Origin of the sequence: Nocardia sp. NPDC005825 (assembly GCF_040630175.1) — a bacterium.
GTDB lineage: Bacteria > Actinomycetota > Actinomycetes > Mycobacteriales > Mycobacteriaceae > Nocardia.
The window spans coordinates 331,850-348,978 of the sequence record NZ_JBEXXC010000004.1; the positions used below are offsets into that span (position 1 = coordinate 331,850).

Consider the following 17,129-nt stretch of genomic DNA (forward strand, 5'->3'; position numbering starts at 1 on the left):
GATCGCCCCCTGCCCGGCCACGACCGGCACCGTGGCCGGGCGGCGCCCGCACGTCGGCGCTCGCGACCGACCTCATCCGGCCGGCATCCGGTCGATCAGTAGGTTGGTGGTGTGAATGCCGACCCGTTGCCGACGCACGGCCCGGCGGCCGTGCGCCGGTGGGCCGGAAGTCGGCTGCGGGCGCTCCCGGGGAGCATCGGCTATCTGCTGGTCGGCGGTGTTTCCGGGGCTGCGGCCACGGTGGCCCTGGTCGGCCTGGTCCTGGTGGCGGCCACCAGCCTCCTGGGCGTGGGCATTCCGGCGATCCCCGAATTCCTGCGACTGATCCGGCCGCTGACCGAGTTCGAACGGCGGCGGGCGGGGAAACGGCTGGGTGTGCCGATCCGGGTGGCGTATCGGCCGATGACCGGCGGTTTGCGGCAGCGGCTGACGGCTGCCTTCCGGGATCCGGCGAACGGGCGCGATATCGCGTGGATGGGTCTGCACGGGGTGCCCGGCATGGTGGCGGCGCTGCTGGCGGTCGGGCTGCCGGGGGGCGCACTGAATCAGCTCGCGATTCCGGCGTATTGGCGGATCGTGCCGCCGGGCACGGTCGAGACCTTCGGTTTCGTCGTCGATTCGTGGCCGCTGGCGGCGCTCAGCGCCCTGATCGCGATTCCGCTGACGGCCTTGGTTCTCCAGTTGCCGACCGTGGCCCGGTGGCAGGCGCTGCTGGCGCGGGCGCTGCTCGGACCGGCGCCGGGCGCCGAGCTCGCGGTCCGGGTGGCGGAACTGACCGCTACGCGCGCGGCCGCGCTGGACGCCCACGGGGCGGAACTGCGGCGCATCGAACGGGATCTGCACGACGGTGCGCAGGCGCGGATCGCGGCGGTCATCATGCAGCTCGGTCTGGCCGATCAACTGCGGCAACGGGATCCGAACGCGGCGGACGAGCTGGTGCGCAAGGCCCAGGACACGGCCGAGGCCGCACTCGGCGAACTGCGGGACGTGGTGCGCGGCATCTACCCGCCGGTGCTCGCGGATCGTGGCCTGACGAGCGCCATTTCGGCCCTGGCCGCCCGCTCGCCGATCCCGTGCACCCTCGATGTCGACGGGGAGGCGAGCGCCCCGATCGGGCGACGACCGGCGGCGGTGGAGGCGGCCGCGTATTTCGTGATCGCCGAAGCGCTGACCAATGCGACCAAACATTCCGGGGCGCAACAGCTCCGAGTCGGCCTCGGGGGTACCGCCGAGGTCCTGACCGTGGAAGTGCACGACGACGGTGTCGGAGCGGCGGTCGAGGCCGAGGGCGGCGGACTGGCCGGAATCCGGCGGCGGGCCCAGGCATTGGACGGCCGGATGCTGCTCAGCAGCCCGCCGGGCGGACCCACCGTGGTGCGGGTGGAGCTGCCGTGTTGATCATGAGGGAAGCGGTGAGCGGGTGATGGCGTCCATGCGGGTGGTGATCGCCGAGGACGACGCGCTGCTGCGCGAGGGACTGGCGCTGTTGTTGAAAACCGCCGGTATCGAGGTGGTCGCGGCGGTCGACAATGCCGACGACTTCCTGCGGGTGGTCACCGCCGACCGGCCCGACGCGGTGGTGGTGGATGTGCGGATGCCTCCCACCTACACCGACGACGGGCTGCGGGCAGCGGTGCGCGCCAGGCAGATTCATCCCGGCCTGCCGGTATTGGTGCTCTCGGCCTGGGTCGAGGACAGCTACGCGGCCGAACTGCTCGGCGACGGTGCGGGCGGGATCGGATATCTCCTCAAGGAGCGGGTCGGGAAGGTGGATCGCTTCCTGGATTCGCTGCGCCGGGTCGCCGAGGGCGGAACCGCCATGGATCCCGAGGTGATCTCGCAACTGCTGGTGCGGCGCAGGACCGACGATCCGCTGGCGGGCCTCACCCCGCGCGAGCGGGAGGTGCTGGCGCTCATGGCCGAGGGGCTCGACAATGCCACGATCGCCGAGCGCCTCGTGGTCACCGAAGGCGCTGTGCTCAAACACATTCGGAGCATCTTCGCCAAGCTGGGGCTGTTCGCCGACGAGGTGGGGCACCGGCGGGTGCTGGCCGTCCTCGCCTATCTGAACGCCGGCTGATCACTCGTCGCGGCAGGTGAGGTCGCCGGCGGGCAGGACCCCGTCCGCCAGGTAGGTGTTCACGGCGTCGTAGACGCAGGCGTTCGGGTAGCGGCCCAGGATCGAATGAATGCCGACGTCCTGCAGTGTCACCATGCGGGAGCCGGTCAGCGCCCGGTGCATGGCGAGCGCGCCACCGTAGCTGGTGCGGGTATCACCGGTGGCCTGGATGATCAGGCTGGGCACCGAATTGGCGATGGCCGTGGGTGATTCGGCGGGCGGGGCCCAGAACGCGCACGGCGTGATGTTGTCGGCCAGCGCCCCGAAGACCGGCTGGGTGGCGCGGGAGGCCTCGAGGTTGCGCCAGTACCAGGCCGGATCGCGGGGCGCGCCGACATCTCCGCAGAGCACCGCCATCGACGGGGACATGTCGCGCGGCTGGGCGCGCAGTATCACCGCCAGGCTGCCCGCCAGGTTCTCGTCCGGTTCGACCGGCTTCCCGTCGGCGGCGTCGGTCAGTTCCCGGATCTGTTGTGCGGCACGGCCGTAGTTCTGCGGGGAGTCGAAGGCGATGTAGAGCACCAGGGGCAGGGAGTGCGCGTCGACGGCGAAGTCGCCGATCCGGATGGGCTGGGTCGCGGCGCGTGCGATGAGCCGCTGGACCAGGTCGCGGACGGCGGCCGCGCTCGCGCCGAGGTGGTATTCCCCGTCGCGTTCGGCGGTCCAGGCCGCCCAGGCGTCGAGCGCTGCCTCATTGGGTGCGCCCATGTCGTGCACCATGCCGACCACGCCGTAGCGGTCGGGGTCGACGCTGCCGTCGAGCACCACGCGGTCGGACCGGTCCGGGAACATCTGCATGTACACCGCACCGAGGTAGGTGCCGTACGAGGTGCCCACGTAGTTGATCCGGCTCTCACCGAGCACGGTGCGAATGACATCCATGTCCCGCGCCGTATTGCGAGTCGTCATGTGCGGCAGTCGATCTCCCTCTGCGGCCGCGCACCGCGCCGCCAGATCGGACTGGGTGGCGACGGATTCGGCGAAACCCTTGGCGTCGACTCCCGCGAACTGTAGTCCGAAGCCGGTCGGCCAGTGGCAGTTCACGGCCTCCGATCGGCCCACGCCGCGGGGATCCATGCCGATGAGGTCGTAACGGGCGCGAACCTCGGGAGTCAGGGCCTTGCCGGTCTCCACGAAGTAGTCCAGGCCCCCGCCACCGGGTCCGCCCGGGTTCGAGAGCACGACGCCGCGCCGTCGCGCCGGGTCGGTGGCCGGGATGCGGGAGATGGCGACGGTGGTCGTACGGCCCTGCGGCTCGGCGTAATTCAGGGGCACGGTGACAGCGGCGCAGTGTGCGCCCAGGTCGTCCAAACGCGGTTCATCGCAGGATTTCCAGGAGACCTGCTGCCGGTAGTAGCGGTCCAGAGGCTCGGCCGCGGCGGCGTGATCGGTGACCGCGGTCGTGGTGAAAGCCACCGCGCCGACCAATCCGGTCACCCCGAGGGCCGCCAGCGCGCGCCGGGCCCAGGTCAGTGTGGACAACGTCACGAACAATCCTTCCTCAGGAGCACACGGCGGCGTCGAAGACGTTCAGTACCGCGGCGGCCGCGGCCTCGTCGGCCGGCAGTTGATTGACGGTGAGCACGACGGCGGTGCCGTCGGCGGCCACCCCGGTGCGGGTCTCGAAGCCGGGAATGCTGCCGCCGTGCCCCCACACCTCCTTGCCACAGGACACGGGATGGCGGATCAGGCCCAGGCCGTAGCCGGAACCGGGCGCACCCCGGTCGAAGGTGACGGTCTGCTTCATCCGGTCCAGTTGGGTCGCGGGCAGCAGCCTGCCGTCGAGCAGTGCCGTGAAGAATCGGTTCAAATCCGAGGCGGTGGCGACCATCGCGCCCGCGGTGCCGGCCCACGACGTGTCCAGGTCGGTGGCGTCCACGCGGTGTCCGCCGTCTTCCTGATATCCGCGCGGATGCGGACCGCGGAGTCCGGTTTCGTGCGGGTCCGGGAAGTACGTGTCGCGCAGACCCAGCGGCTCCAGGACGCGGCCGGTGATCTCGGCCGCGGCCGGGCGGCCGGTGAGTTTCTCGATCAGCATGCCGAGCAGGATGTAGTTGGTATTCGTGTAGACCGACCGCGAACCGGGCTCGAATCGGGGCGGCATGGTCATGGCGATCCGCACCAGGTCCGCCGGTTCGTAATGGGCGCCGCGGATTTCGGTGAGATCGGGCCGCAACTGCGGGGTCTCGGCCACGACCTGCTCCGGACTACCGCTCGCCAGATAGTCGGGCAGACCGCTGGTGTGCTGGAGCAGCTGACGGACGGTGACACGGTGCCCGTCATTGCCGTTGCCGCGCACCACACCCGGCAGATAGCGCTCGATCGGCGCGTCCAGGTCGAGCTTGCCCGCATCGACCAGCTGCAACACCACGGCGGCGACGAATGTTTTCGTGTTGCTCCCGATTCGGACGCGGGCGTCGGCGGCGATGGGCACGCCGGTTCCGGTATCCCCCACCCCGGCGGTCAGGACCCGATGGCCGCCGGGTCCGTCGATGGTGACCTGTGCGCCCGGAAACCCGTGCCGGGTGACGAGGTCGTCGAGCAACCGGGTCAGTCGCGGACCCACGCCGCCGGGGGACTCGGCCTCGGTGTCGTGGGTGGCGCAGCCTTGCGCGACGAGAGCGGCTACCAGCCCGATTCCGGCCACCGCCGTTCGTCCGCGATATCGCCGCAATGCGCTCATGGAAGACGTTCCTCCTGTTCGGACCGGGTTTTCCGGTCCTCTCGAGGCTAGGAAAGCGGCGGCTCTCAGCCCATGCCCCGCGCGCCCGGAATCGGGGTCGCGCGCGCGGGCTCCGGGGAGTAGCGCCAGCACTACCTATATGAACCTAGTTGCATAGTGAGCGCTTCCGGCCTACTGTCCGGGATACGAGGGTTTCCGCCCCGCCGAGCCACCCGAGCGCGGATGATCGGACACGGGGCGCATTCACGGACAGGAGCGGATCCATGACCGAAGCACCGAAGCAGCTGGCCGGACGGACCATGATCATGTCGGGCGGTAGCCGCGGCATCGGACTCGAGATCGCCAAGCGGGCGGCAGCGGACGGCGCGAACATCACCCTGATCGCGAAAACCGATACGCCCCATCCCAAATTGCCCGGCACCATCCACACCGCCGCCGCCGAACTCGAGCAGGCGGGAGGCACCGTCCTGAAATACCTGGGCGACGTGCGTGACGACGAGGCGGTGGCGGACGCGGTGCGGCAGACCATCGCCAACTTCGGCGGGATCGACATGGTGGTCAACAACGCCTCGGCCATCGACATCTCCCCCACCGAGATCCTGCCCATGAAGAAGTACGACCTCATGCAGGACATCAACTGCCGCGGCAGCTTCCTGCTGTCCAAGCTCAGCATCCCCGCGCTGCGCGATTCCGCGCAGGCCGGGCGCAATCCGCACATCCTGACCCTGTCGCCGCCGCTCAACCTGGACCCCAAGTGGGCGGGCATGGCCCTGGGCTACACCATCGCCAAGTATGGAATGTCGCTCACCACACTGGGTTTGAGCGAGGAGCTGCGCAAGTACGGCATCGGCGTGAACTCCCTGTGGCCGCGCACCACCATCGCCACCGCGGCCGTCAAGAACCTCCTCGGCGGTGAGGAGATGATCTCCACCTCCCGCACCCCCGACATCTACGCCGACGCCGCCTACCTGGTCCTCACCTCCCCCGCCAAGGACACCACCGGCAACTTCTTCATCGACGACGAAGTCCTTGCGGCACACGGCATCACCGACCTCGACAAGTACCGCGTCACCCCCGGCGACGGCCCCCTCACCACCGACCTGTTCCTCTGACCTCAGCCGAGCGCGACGGCCTCACGCTCGGCGAATTCCTTCAGCGTGAGCAGTTGCTTGCGCATCATGAGGAAGTCGCCGAAGACCGGTAGCGCCAGCAGCCAGGCGGGACCCCGGAATCGGACGCGCGCGTGCAGACGACTGCCCGCACCGGTTTCGGGGCGCACCGCGTAGGTGACCGCTACGCCCTTGGCCCGCAACGTGATCTGCTCACCCCGTGTGAAATCGGCCAGTTCGAAGACCGACATGACACGCTGGCCGACCGCCAGGTCGGTGAGTTCCGGATCGCGTAGCCGCGGGCTGCGGCGGCCGAAGTTGTCGAGCAGGTCGTAGCTGTACGGGGCGGCGCGCAGCTGACAGAGCCAGGCGAAGACCAGGAGTGCGGGCGCGTCCACCGGAACGGCCCGATCACAGATCACCACGGAGCCGGAAAACGCTGCGTCACAGGGCATGCGCGCGGACAGTTCGACGTCGGTGGCGCCCCACCGCTGACCGGGGAGACTCATGCGGACCTCCCCGCGGCGACCGAGATCCGGCGCAACATGTCGCGGACCACCAGGCGATGCATGCGGGAGTCGATGACCAGGGCCCGATAGATCCGGCCGTGGATGCCGGGGAAGGCGGCGTGACTGATCGCGGTGAGACGGGTGTGGGTGGGGTCGACCTCGTCGAGCACGAAGGTCAGGCGGTAGCGGGAGAACCAGTGGCGGCCCTTGGCTGCCAATCGGTGCGGCGGGTCGGCCTCGTCGAGCACGAAACCGCGAGGCAGTGTGTTGAGATCGTCAGGGTTTTCGCAGGTCGTACGCAATAGTGCGGTCCACGTTACGGCGCGATCGGCATTGATTACCCTGAAATGCTCATCGATATAGGGCAAACGCTCCATATAGAAGGAACGTACTAGTTCATGGCGCCTCCCCGCAAGCACGACACCGACGTGATCCTCGACGCAGCGCGCGCACTGGTGCTGCGCGACGGCCCTCGCGCGGCGAGCGTCGCCGCCATCGCCGAGGCCAGCGGCGCCCCCGTGGGCACGCTCTACCACCGGTTCGGCAACCGCAACGGCGTGCTCACCGAGGCATGGATCCGGGCGCTGGACCGGTTCCAGTCCCGGGTGCTGGCCGCCGCGGCGGCGGAGGATCCGCTGGCGGCGGCGGTCGGCATGACCTCCGCCGCGGTGGGCTTCGGCCGGGACTGCCCCGACGACGCCAAGCTGCTGCTCAACCTGCGGCCCCGGGACCTGCTCGACGGCGCGCCCGACACCAAGTTCCGCGATCGCCTGGCCCGGATGAACGAACCCCTGTTCGCGCAGCTGGATCGCATCGCGAACGGCCTCTACGGCAGCGCCGGGCCCCGCGAGATCGACGCCGTCAGCCGCGCGGTCGTGGATCTCCCCTACGCCGCGCTGCGCCGCCACGCGCACGCCCCCGAACTCCCGGAGTGGCTGGAAGCCGACCTCGCCGCCGCCGCCCGCACACTGCTCACCGCACCCTGACGGCGAGCCGGGTTGGCTGGGCAGGCGCAATACCGGCCGCGAGAATGAAACATGGCCCGGGACAGGATGTCCCGGGCCATGTTCAGCCGAATATCAAGCAGTCTTGTCGATTCCGTAGAGACGTTCCCAGTTCTCTCGACTGGTCAGCTCCGGCATCGCGCCCCGCCAGCGGCGCTGCAGGTCCGGCAGCTCCTTGCGGAGCTGACGCAGCACCCGGTAGGTGCGGATCAGCAGACGGCGGGCGGTTTCCTTGTCGCGCACGCGAACTCGGACACCGGACTGCGAGGCGTCGGTGACGACCACGTGGTTGAACAGGCCGACGTGCCACCAGTGGGCGTCCTCGCGGGTGACCGCGACGGGGCCGGGGATGACGCGGCCGGTCCACTGGTTGAGGGCGCGCTTGTAGAGCACCAGCAGCGGGTGGCTGGGCTCGCCGCCCGCACGGCGGACGTGCAGATGCGCGTTGGGGATCCCCGAGGCGGTCGCCGCGTGCTTGGCGGTCTCCGGGTAGTCGGAGCGGGAGCCGCGGGCCTTGGCCAGCGCCTCGATACCGCCGTCGCGCAGCGTCTCCGGGCCCTTCAGGTAGTCCTCGATGCCCTGCAGGGTGGTGTGCGCCAGGCCGTACTGCATGCCGACCAGGTACTCGGCGATCTCCCGGAACAGCTGGCGGGTGATCGCCTTGCCGTCCAGGTCGTGGTGCAGGGAGGACACGATGAGCGAGTTGCGCGAGGAGAAGTAGCGCGCCCAGTCGTCGAAGTCCTTCCAGTAGAAGTCGGCGTGCCACACGGCGGCATTGGGCAGGGTGACGGTGACGAAACCGTTCTCCCGCGCGCGCAGGCCGTATTCCACGTCGTCCCACTGGAAGAAGATCGGCACCGGCAGCCCGATCTTCTTGACCACCTCGGCCGGGATCAGGCAGGTCCACCAGGCCTGGTAGCCGGCGTCCACGCGGCGTTCCTGGTGCTTCTTCAGCATGGAGGTGTTGCGCAGCGCCTTGGCCACCTTCTGGCCGTGGCGCAGCTTGCCCAGATTCGTCTCTTCCGCACCGACATTCAGGAAGTCGGGGTTGAACAGGAACAACATCTGCGCGCCCACCAGGGTGGGCTCCACGGTCAGATTGGCGAAGGCGTTGAGCCGCAGCACCGTTTCCGGCTCGCACAGGATGTCGTCGTCCATGAGGATGACGTCGGCGTGCTCGTTGGCGCCCGACACCTCGTAGAGGCCGCGGGTGAAACCGCCCGCGCCGCCGAGGTTGGGCTGCCGGATGTAGCGCAGCTTGTCGCCGAACTTGGGCTGGGTCTCGGTGAACAGCGCCTGGTCCTGCACCAGATCGGTGCCCTGGTCGACCACGTACACGGCGTCGATGAGCGACAGCACGGTGGCGTCGGAGGCCAGCGCCGCGACGGTGTTCGCGCAGTCCTGGGCCCGGTTGAAGGTGCAGATGGCGATGGCCACCGGACGCACCTGCTCGGGCGCGACCGCGGTCCACTCCAGATCGGTGATCACGGCCTCACCGCCGAGCGCCTCGATCTCCAGCCAGATCGCGCCGCCGTCGATGTACATGTCCAGCGGGGCGAGCAGCGTCACCCGGCCGGTCTCCTTCACCACGGCGGTGTCCACCACCCGGCGGTGTCCGGCGATGTCGGAGGCGGCCAGCCGCACCCGCACCTTGCCGGTCACCTCGAGGGTCAGGCCCACCTCGACCTCGGTGACCTTGGTCCAGCGCTGCCAGTAGGAGGCGGCGAAGCGCCCGAAGTAGGTATTGGTATTGACCGACGCGCCCTTCTCCAGGCGCAGGGTCCGCCGTTCCCGGGTGACCTTGCCCTTGGCCACGGCGTACAGGTCGTCGCTGATCTTGGGGGCGGGACCGGTGAAGATGCCGCGGGCCAGCACCATCCGCTCCGGCGCGGCGTGTTCCGCGCGCAGGGTCGCGGGCGCTGCCACGCTCTCCCGGTCCTCGGTTTCGGTCACGGCCTGCCCAGCCGACGCATCCATGAATCCCTCGACATCCTTTGAATACTTAGACACCGGCTCATCCCGACGTGGTCGCACGGCCACTGTCACGCTCGGCGGCCCGACAATATCAGTGTCAGGCGTTATTCGTTCCCGAGGCCGGATTGGTGAAGACGAATTTCCCGTAGGCCCAGAATCGGAAGCCCATGGCCACGGCTTGGCCGATCAGCGTGCCGGAAACGTTGTCCGCCAACGGACTGTCCAGTCCCAGCACATAGCGCGAGAAGCCGAGACAGCTCAATTGCAGTCCGATGGCCATCACATTCAGCGCGGCATAGGTGAGGATGTGCCGGGCCCCGGTATCGCCGTCGTGATCGGAGTAGGTCCACCACTTGTTGCCGAAATAGGTGACCACCGTGGCCACCCCGATCGCGATGATCTTGGCGACCAGCGGGAGGCGGAACAACGGCCCCTCACCGCCCAGGAAGACCAGCAGGTTGTAGGTGCCCGCGTCGACGACGAAGCCGATCGCGCCGACCACCAGGAAGGCCCCGCCGCGCTGCAGCAGGGCCCGGACCTTCCCGGTCAGGGAAGTATTCGGCGACGATACGTTCACCGCCGTGGACTCGTTCGCAGACACCGGCCGACGGTACCCCAACCCCGCAGCACCCATATATCTGTGACGGTCGGGTACCCTCCCCCGTGTTCATATTCGCCTCCGATCAGAGGATTGACCGGGTGGACTCCACCGAGCTTCGTATAGCCGCCATCGTGCCGTGTCACAACGAAGAGGCCGCCGTCGCGAAGGTCGTCACCGACCTGCAGGCCGCCGTCCCGGGCATAGTCGTCTACGTCTACGACAACCTGAGCACCGACGCCACCGCCGAGAAGGCGCGCGCGGCCGGGGCGATCGTGCGCACCGAGAACCGCAAGGGCAAGGGCAATGTGGTGCGCCGCGCTTTCGCCGATATCGAGGCCGATGTCTATTTGATGGTCGACGGCGACGACACCTACGATGCCGCCGCCGCGCCGGAGATGATCCGCACCCTGCTCGCGGGCCCCTACGACCACGTGCTGGGCGTGCGCCGCGAGGTCGAGGCCGGGTCGGCGTACCGGGCCGGGCACGAGACCGGCAACAAGGTGCTCAACGGCGTCGTCGGCAAGGTGTTCGGCGAGAACGTCGAGGACATGCTCAGCGGCTACCGGGTCTTCTCCCGCCGCTTCGTGAAGTCGTTCCCCGCGGTGTCGCGCGAGTTCGAGATCGAGACCGAACTGACCGTGCACTCGCAGCACCTGGGCGTCCCGCAGACCGCCGTGCCGGTCGGCTTCCGGGACCGGCCCGCGGGCAGCGAGTCCAAGCTGCGCACCTACAGCGACGGCTTCAAGATCCTGCGCCTGATCGTCGGCCTGGCCCGGCACGAGCGGCCGGTCGCCTTCTACGGCCTGTTCGGCACGCTGTCCTGGCTGGTCTCGCTGGTGCTCATCACGCCGATAGTGATCGAGTTCTACGAGACCCACCAGGTCCCGCGTTTCCCGACCCTGTTCCTCGGTTTCACCCTGCTGCTGCTCGGCAGCCTGGCCTGGACCGCCGGCCTGATCCTGGACGGCATCCGCCGCTCCCGGCACGAGGCGGCCCGCCTGATGTACCTGCGGTACGCGGCGGTCGGTGAGACCGAACCCGGCGGCCACTCCGGCGGTTCGGTTCGATGACGGAGAGCACCACCATCGCGGCACCCGAGAAGATCCCCGCCGAACCCGAACACACTGGCACGCGGCCCGACTCGAAGACCGCGGGGCTGCGTCGCGCCGCGATCGGCGTCGAACGCCGATTCGGTTCGGCCGCCGTGGCTTTCGTGCTCATCGCGGGCGTCTTCGGCGCGGTGTGGTCGGTGCTCACGCCCCCGTTCTGGGGCCACGACGAGATCACCCAGTTCGGCCGCGCCTATCAGGTCGCGCACGGCGGGTTCCTGCCGCAGCAGATCCACGACGACCGCGGCCCGGCCTGGGGCGGCGACGTGCCCGTCAGCATCGACGCGCTGATGAGCTACGCCTTCGCCGACTACCAGGACAACCCGGACGAGCCGGAACCCATGGTTCTGGACCCGCACGTCTACGACCAGCTCGGCGCTGCCGCCGTCTCGGCCGACACCACGCCGGTGTGGTTCACCAATACCGCGGCCTACTCCCCGATCCCGTACCTGCCGCCCGCGGCCGGGATCCGGATCGCCGAGGCCCTCGACCTGAACGTCGGCGGCATGGTGCTCGCCACCCGCTGGGCCGGACTGCTCGCCTACCTGCTGATCGTCGGGTTCGCGCTGCGCGTGCTGCGCGGGCATCGGGTGCAGTGGCTGGCCTTCACCGTCGCGGTGCTGCCCATCGCGCTGTTCCAGGCGGGGACCGTCACCGCGGACACCGTCACCAACGCGCTCGCCCTGCTGGTGTCCGCGCTGGTGGTGAAGGGTCTGTTCCTCGGTGAACGGCTGAGCAGGCCGGAGACGGTGGCCGCGCTGGCCACCACCGTGCTGCTGCCGGTCTGCAAGCCGACCTACGTGCTGATCGCCATGCTCACCGTGCTGATCCCGGCCCGCCGCTTCGGTTTCGGCGACGGCGAGCGGGTCGCGGTGTGGCAGCGGGTGCTGCCGTGGGCGGCCGCCGGGCTCGGCGCGGCGTGCTTCGCGGGCTGGATGAAGATCGCCGCCCCGACCGGTGACGGCATGAGCCTGATGCGGCCCGAGAAGCAGTGGGGCACGGTGCGCCCCGGCGACCAGCTGCACGGCATCCTCAGCGATCCGTTCCACTTCCTGCGCATCTTCGGCGACAGCATCGCCCGCCGCGACCAGCACTGGTTCACCCAGTTCTTCGGTGAGCTCGGCTTCTCGTACGTGGAGGTGCCCGCCCTCACCATCCTGGCGGCGCTGCTGGCCTTCGGCATGAGCCTCGGTGCGGCCGAGCGCTTCTCGCCCACCGGCGCGGACCGCAAGCGGACCTGGCTGGTGCTGCTGACCATCGCCGCCAGCGTGGCCATGATCTACGTGACGCTGTACATGTCCTTCACGCCGGTCGGCTACTTCATCATCGACGGCGTACAGGGCCGCTACTTCGTGCCGCTGGCGGTGCTGGGGCTGGCGGTGCTGTTGCGCTGGGTGCCCCTGCGGCTCGCCGACGCCGCGGGCCGGGTGCCGGGGCGGGCGGCGGCGTTCACCGTGACGGCGGCGACCTCGGTGGCGCTGATCGCGGCCGTGGTGAAGTACTCCACGCTGGTCTGGGGCTGACCCGAAACATCCCTGAACTGCAACGATCAACGCCGGGGCGAATTGCCCCGGCGTTGCTGTTCCGGTCGGTCAGGACCGGACTAGATCACCTTTTCGCCCGCGTCGGCGTACGCGGATTCGGTCGCGGCCTTCTGTGGCCGCCACCAGGATTCGTTGTCCCGATACCAGTCGACGGTGGCTGCCAGGCCCTTGCGGAAGTCCCGGTACTCGGGTTCCCAGCCCAGTTCGGTGCGTAGCAGCGAGGCGTCGATGGCGTAGCGCAGATCGTGGCCCGGGCGATCGGTGACGTGGTCGAAATCGTCCGCGGCGCGGCCGAATGCCTCCAGGATCAACTCCACCACGGACTTGTTGTCGCGTTCGCCGTCGGCTCCGATCAGATAGGTCTGGCCGATTCGCCCGCGCTCCAGGATTTCCCAGACCGCGCTGTTGTGGTCGTCCACGTGGATCCAGTCCCGCACCTGATGCCCGGCGCCGTAGAGCCGGGGCCGGACGCCGTCGATCAGATTGGTGATCTGACGCGGGATGAACTTCTCCACATGCTGGTAGGGCCCATAGTTGTTGGAGCAGTTGGAGATTGTGGCCCGCACGCCGAAGGAACGCACCCAGGCGCGGACCAGCATGTCACTGGAGGCCTTGGTGGCCGAATAGGGACTCGACGGGTTGTAGGGCGTGTTCTGATCGAATGCCGCCGGATCGTCGAGTTCCAGGTCGCCGTACACCTCGTCGGTCGAGATGTGGTGGTAGCGCACCTGGTGGCGGCGCACGGCCTGGAGCAGCGAATAGGTGCCGACGATATTGGTCTGGACAAAGGGCCACGGGTCGGCCAGCGAATTGTCGTTGTGTGATTCGGCGGCGAAATGCACCACCGCGTCCACACCCCCGACCAGGCGATCCACCAGCGCGGTATCGGCGATGTCGCCGTGCACGAACTCGATTCGGTCCGCGACCGGTTCGAGTGAGGCGCGGTTGCCCGCATAGGTGAGTTTGTCCAGCACGGTGACGTGGACACCCGCGCGCCGCGTCACCGTCTGGTGAACGAAGTTCGCGCCGATGAAGCCGGCCCCGCCGGTTACGAGCAATCGCACACCGAAACACTACGACGGCCGCGGCCGACCTCGGCGGTGGGTCCGGGAAGTTGCGAGCCCTACACCCGTTGGGCGGTCCGCGTGCGCGGAATCGGACATCCCACTGAAACAAATACACTTAATTGAAAGAGGGCCGCTCGGTCTACATTTCGCAATTCGGTGCCCCGACCGTGACATTCACGCGCGGAAGGTCACAACTTTACCAACGACGCGTGTGACCTTCGTCACAAGAGCCTCCGAAGGTAACGATCGGCCGGATCGTATATCTGCGCGAAAACCTTTCCTACGCAGCACTTTTCCACTACCTTGCAGACCGCACGATCGTCATGGTGAACAGAATTTGAACGAACGGTCACAACGGGTTCACCGCTCGTTAGCTGTCCTCCATTTCGATTCGTGTTGTCCCCCCGAGCTCTTCGATGAGGTTTCAACAAATGCTGATGAGGAAATTCGCCGCCACCGCGGCGCTGGTGTCCGCTGCCATGGCCGTCACCGCCGGCACCGTGAACGCCGCCCCCGCCGAGGAGGCCGGTGCGATCAACTACACCGCCACCGCCTCCGAGACCAACACCGTCATCCGCACGGACGCGGGCTCCATGGTCGTCGAGAACGGCAACTTCGTTATCAAGGCCGCCAACGGCAACGTCGTCGCCGGCATGCCGCTGAAGCTGCAGGTGGACGACTTCACCTTCCCGATCGCGGCGGAGATCTCCGACCACACCGCGACCCTGACCCCGCAGTACGACATGGACCACGCGACCTACACGCCGCAGAACGTGAAGGACGTCGCCCTGCCGTACGAGGACCAGGCTCCCTGGAAGTCGGACTACGACCGTGAGCAGGCCGCCTGGAACCGCATGAAGGACACCATCGCGCTGGGCGCCACCGTCGCGACCGTCGTCGGTGGCCTGGGCGCCGCCGCCGTCGGCTGCGTCCTCGGCTTCGGTGTCGCCGGTCTGGCCTCGGCCCCGCTGGCCGCCCTGTTCGGCGCCGGCCCGGTCATCGGCTGCCTCGTCGGCGCCTCGACCATCGGCTTCCTGGGCACCATCGCCGGTCAGCTGCTGATCACCGCGCCGGTCGCCATCGCCGCCGCGATCCAGTACTTCACCACCATCAACGGCCCGCACATCTCCCCGGCTCCGGCCAAGTAATACTCCGGCTCCGGCCGAGTAACCGCGCGCTGTACATCGAAACCCCCGCCCGGGTCATCCGGGCGGGGGTTTCGCGTTGTCCCGACTATCGATGTGGGGCCCGAGGCCACGACCCCGAGCCCCACATCATCGAATCACGCTGTGCGGGCGATGCTTCCGGATTCGATGCGTTCGCGGACGAACCGCGCCACGTGCGCCAGGGCGGCTCGGCTCTCGGGCATGTTGGGGAAGATGGCCGGGAACGCGTGCACCTGGCCGCGCCAGATCTCCAGCGTGGCAGGCACACCCGACTGGGCCATCCGCTGCGCCATCACCTCGCTGTCGCGGCGCAGCACCTCGTCCTCGGCGACGATGAGCAGGGCGGGCGGCAGGCCCGCGAGCACATTGTTGACCGGCGACATCCGGGGATCCAGGCGGCCGTCGACCTCCGCGCCGATCTTCACCACGGATTCCAAGGCGGACAACGGGATCAGCGCGTCGCGGTGATAGTTGGGGTGGGCACGCTTCTCGGTGCAGTCCAGGTCCAGCGCGGGGCTGAGCCCGACCAGACCGGCCGGGACCGGGAGTCCGGTGTCGCGGGCGCGCAGGGCGGTCGCGAAGGTCATGTAGCCGCCGGCGGAGTCGCCCGCGAACACCACGCGTCCGGCCGGAACCCCGTGTGCGAGCAGCCATGTGTAGGCGGTCAGGCAGTCGTCTACGGAGCCGGAGATGTCGGTCTTGGGCAGCTGCCGGTATTCCACGCTGACCACCGGCAGTCCGGTGCGCCGAGCGAGGGACGCGACCACCGGGCGGTGGGTGTCGAGACCGCACAGGAAGAAGCCGCCGCCGTGCATGTACAGCACCGCGCCGTCGCGCAGCGACTTGCTGGCGCCCGCGGGCCGCACGATCTCGATGCGGAAGCCCTTGAGCCGCACTTCCTCCCGCTCCACGCCGCGCGGGTTCGGGCGCAGTTTGGCGAGGCTGTTGATCACGGTGCTGACGACCGGCATCGAGCCCACGGTGACCGTCGCGCGGTCGCCGGCGGGCCGGATCACGGTCCGGGAGAAAGCGGTCAGGGTGCGCGCGGCGGCGCTGATACGGTCCGGGTTCTCGACTGCGTCGCGGGCCACAGCGGTCCCGTCATGGGGCAATGCCATCGCGCACCTACCTCGTTCTTGGCGCGCCGAGCCGTTCGACCGGAGGGACCGATTGGTTGGCTCGGCACCCGGCGCGCGGAGAGTCGGCGCTGACATCTCACATAGCGTTATTTCAGAACACCATGGGAACGTGACCTACGCAACAGTTATCGCCGGATTCGTCCGTTGGTAAACGGGCGTGATCGATCTGAGGTCCAGTCGGAACCTGACCGCCACGGTTCACGGCAGAACTGGCAGACTGTCGTGACATGCGCGGAATCATCCTGGCCGGGGGCACCGGATCGCGGTTGCACCCGATCACGCGCGGGGTGAGCAAACAGCTGGTCCCGGTGTACGACAAACCGATGGTGTACTACCCCCTGTCCACCCTCATGCTGGCGGGGATCCGGGACATCCTGGTGATCACCACCCCCGAGGACGCGGACGCCTTCACCCGGCTGCTCGGCGACGGCAGCCGCTTCGGGGTGAACATCTCCTACGTGGTGCAGCCCGAGCCCGACGGCCTGGCCCGCGCCTTCGTGCTCGGCGCCGATCACATCGGCAACGACAGCGCGGCACTGGTGCTGGGCGACAACATCTTCCACGGCCCCGGCCTGGGCACCCAGCTGCAGACCTTCCACGACCTCGACGGCGGCGCGGTCTTCGCCTACCGGGTCTCCGACCCCACCGCCTACGGCGTGGTCGAATTCGCCGACGGCCGGGCCATTTCCATCGAGGAGAAGCCGGCCCGCCCGCGCTCCAACTACGCCATTCCGGGGCTGTACTTCTACGACAACGACGTGCTCGCCATCGCCCGCGACCTGAAGCCCTCGGACCGCGGCGAATACGAGATCACCGACGTCAACCGCGCCTACCTGGAGCAGGGCCGGCTGCACGTGCAGGTGCTGGCCCGCGGCACCGCCTGGCTCGACACCGGCACCTTCGACTCCCTGCTGGACGCGGCCAACTACGTGCGCACCATCGAGGAACGCCAGGGCCTGAAGATCGGCGTGCCGGAAGAGGTGGCCTGGCGGCTCGGCTTCATCGACGACGATCAACTCGCCCGGCTGGCCGAACCCCTGGTGCGCTCGGGCTATGGAAAGTACCTGATGGACCTGCTGGGCCACGGGCGAACCTGGGAGTAGGC

16 protein-coding genes are annotated in these 17,129 nt (G+C 68.7%); 8 read left to right on the plus strand and 8 right to left on the minus strand.

What is annotated here, in order from left to right; translation table 11 throughout:
* Nucleotides 1-111: 111 nt before the first annotated feature.
* Together ABZ382_RS13830 and ABZ382_RS13835 are read left to right on the plus strand one after the other, a co-directional pair.
* On the plus strand, nt 112-1,398 hold the full coding sequence (locus ABZ382_RS13830; RefSeq protein WP_357088084.1) for a sensor histidine kinase: 1,287 nt from the start codon (nt 112-114) through the stop codon (nt 1,396-1,398).
* 34 nt (nt 1,399-1,432) lie between these two features.
* Complete coding sequence (locus ABZ382_RS13835; protein ID WP_357088762.1) at nt 1,433-2,080, plus strand: response regulator transcription factor; 648 nt, start codon at nt 1,433-1,435, stop codon at nt 2,078-2,080.
* Here ABZ382_RS13835 and ABZ382_RS13840 read toward each other — a convergent pair whose 3' ends face one another.
* On the minus strand, nt 2,081-3,607 hold the full coding sequence (locus tag ABZ382_RS13840; RefSeq protein ID WP_357088087.1) for an alpha/beta hydrolase: 1,527 nt from the start codon (nt 3,605-3,607) through the stop codon (nt 2,081-2,083).
* A 13-nt stretch (nt 3,608-3,620) separates the two neighbouring features.
* Nucleotides 3,621-4,802 carry a serine hydrolase domain-containing protein gene (locus tag ABZ382_RS13845; protein ID WP_357088090.1) on the minus strand — a complete coding sequence of 394 codons (1,182 nt, stop codon included), beginning with the start codon at nt 4,800-4,802 and terminating at the stop codon, nt 3,621-3,623.
* Nucleotides 4,803-5,065: 263 nt separating this feature from the next.
* Here ABZ382_RS13845 and ABZ382_RS13850 point away from each other — a divergent pair, with 263 nt between their 5' ends.
* Nucleotides 5,066-5,914 carry an NAD(P)-dependent oxidoreductase gene (locus ABZ382_RS13850; RefSeq protein ID WP_357088093.1) on the plus strand — a complete coding sequence of 283 codons (849 nt, stop codon included), beginning with the start codon at nt 5,066-5,068 and terminating at the stop codon, nt 5,912-5,914.
* Nucleotides 5,915-5,916: 2 nt separating this feature from the next.
* Here ABZ382_RS13850 and ABZ382_RS13855 read toward each other — a convergent pair whose 3' ends face one another.
* Both ABZ382_RS13855 and ABZ382_RS13860 read right to left on the minus strand, forming a co-directional pair.
* The gene (locus ABZ382_RS13855) at nt 5,917-6,420 is read right to left on the minus strand and encodes a hypothetical protein (protein WP_357088096.1); all 504 of its coding nucleotides are present in this window, start codon (nt 6,418-6,420) and stop codon (nt 5,917-5,919) included.
* Entirely contained in the window at nt 6,417-6,668 is a 252-nt protein-coding gene (locus ABZ382_RS13860) for a hypothetical protein (protein WP_357088098.1), read from the minus strand. The genes ABZ382_RS13855 and ABZ382_RS13860 overlap by 4 nt, the downstream gene beginning before the upstream one ends.
* A 150-nt stretch (nt 6,669-6,818) precedes the next feature.
* On the opposite strand from ABZ382_RS13860, the gene ABZ382_RS13865 reads away from it, so the two are divergent.
* Nucleotides 6,819-7,406: a TetR/AcrR family transcriptional regulator gene (locus tag ABZ382_RS13865; RefSeq protein ID WP_357088101.1), complete on the plus strand. Its 588-nt coding sequence runs from the start codon at nt 6,819-6,821 to the stop codon at nt 7,404-7,406.
* A gap of 93 nt (nt 7,407-7,499) precedes the next feature.
* Here the strand turns inward: ABZ382_RS13865 and ABZ382_RS13870 are convergent, their stop codons facing one another.
* Nucleotides 7,500-9,401 carry a glycosyltransferase gene (locus ABZ382_RS13870; RefSeq protein ID WP_357088103.1) on the minus strand — a complete coding sequence of 634 codons (1,902 nt, stop codon included), beginning with the start codon at nt 9,399-9,401 and terminating at the stop codon, nt 7,500-7,502.
* Between the two features lie 94 nt (nt 9,402-9,495).
* Nucleotides 9,496-9,999, minus strand: coding sequence for a GtrA family protein (locus tag ABZ382_RS13875; RefSeq protein ID WP_357088106.1), 504 nt, complete (start codon nt 9,997-9,999; stop codon nt 9,496-9,498).
* A gap of 98 nt (nt 10,000-10,097) precedes the next feature.
* Here ABZ382_RS13875 and ABZ382_RS13880 point away from each other — a divergent pair, with 98 nt between their 5' ends.
* Both ABZ382_RS13880 and ABZ382_RS13885 read left to right on the plus strand, forming a co-directional pair.
* Nucleotides 10,098-11,069 carry a glycosyltransferase gene (locus ABZ382_RS13880; RefSeq protein WP_357088109.1) on the plus strand — a complete coding sequence of 324 codons (972 nt, stop codon included), beginning with the start codon at nt 10,098-10,100 and terminating at the stop codon, nt 11,067-11,069.
* On the plus strand, nt 11,066-12,631 hold the full coding sequence (locus ABZ382_RS13885) for a DUF2142 domain-containing protein (RefSeq protein WP_357088111.1): 1,566 nt from the start codon (nt 11,066-11,068) through the stop codon (nt 12,629-12,631). The genes ABZ382_RS13880 and ABZ382_RS13885 overlap by 4 nt, the downstream gene beginning before the upstream one ends.
* A gap of 80 nt (nt 12,632-12,711) precedes the next feature.
* Here ABZ382_RS13885 and rfbB read toward each other — a convergent pair whose 3' ends face one another.
* Nucleotides 12,712-13,716 (minus strand): dTDP-glucose 4,6-dehydratase, encoded by a 1,005-nt coding sequence (gene rfbB / locus ABZ382_RS13890; RefSeq protein WP_357088113.1) that lies wholly within the window; start codon nt 13,714-13,716, stop codon nt 12,712-12,714.
* 434 nt (nt 13,717-14,150) lie between these two features.
* Here rfbB and ABZ382_RS13895 point away from each other — a divergent pair, with 434 nt between their 5' ends.
* Nucleotides 14,151-14,867 carry a hypothetical protein gene (locus ABZ382_RS13895; RefSeq protein WP_357088115.1) on the plus strand — a complete coding sequence of 239 codons (717 nt, stop codon included), beginning with the start codon at nt 14,151-14,153 and terminating at the stop codon, nt 14,865-14,867.
* A gap of 134 nt (nt 14,868-15,001) precedes the next feature.
* Here ABZ382_RS13895 and ABZ382_RS13900 read toward each other — a convergent pair whose 3' ends face one another.
* Entirely contained in the window at nt 15,002-16,003 is a 1,002-nt protein-coding gene (locus ABZ382_RS13900) for an alpha/beta hydrolase (RefSeq protein ID WP_357088117.1), read from the minus strand.
* A 248-nt stretch (nt 16,004-16,251) separates the two neighbouring features.
* Between ABZ382_RS13900 and rfbA the strand changes: the two genes are divergently transcribed.
* Nucleotides 16,252-17,127 (plus strand): glucose-1-phosphate thymidylyltransferase RfbA, encoded by an 876-nt coding sequence (gene rfbA, locus ABZ382_RS13905; protein WP_357088120.1) that lies wholly within the window; start codon nt 16,252-16,254, stop codon nt 17,125-17,127.
* Nucleotides 17,128-17,129 lie beyond the last annotated feature (2 nt).